The 370-nt window shown below is 62.7% G+C and carries 1 protein-coding gene; it reads left to right on the top strand.

Going from position 1 to position 370, the window contains the following annotated elements; all coding sequences use genetic code 11:
• Window positions 1–370 (top strand): GTP-binding protein (locus tag EOD29_RS30765; protein ID WP_127248784.1); only part of this gene is annotated, 370 nt, incomplete at both ends.

A 370-nucleotide genomic window follows, 5' to 3' on the forward strand; every position in this document is an offset into this window, starting at 1 on the left:
TGGCAAAAGGTAAATTCGAGCGCACCAAGCCGCATGTGAACATTGGCACGATCGGCCACGTCGATCATGGCAAGACGTCGCTGACGGCGGCGATCACGAAGTATTTTGGCGAATACAAGCGCTATGACCAGATCGACGCGGCGCCGGAAGAGAAGGCGCGCGGCATCACCATCTCGACGGCGCATGTCGAGTATGAGACGGCCAACCGTCACTACGCCCATGTCGACTGCCCCGGCCATGCCGACTATGTGAAGAACATGATCACCGGCGCCGCCCAGATGGACGGCGCGATCCTGGTGGTTTCGGCCGCCGACGGCCCGATGCCGCAGACCCGCGAGCACATCCTTTTGGCCCGCCAGGTCGGCGTGCC

Origin of the sequence: Mesorhizobium sp. M1A.T.Ca.IN.004.03.1.1 (assembly GCF_003997555.1) — a bacterium.
In the GTDB taxonomy this organism is placed as follows: domain Bacteria; phylum Pseudomonadota; class Alphaproteobacteria; order Rhizobiales; family Rhizobiaceae; genus Mesorhizobium.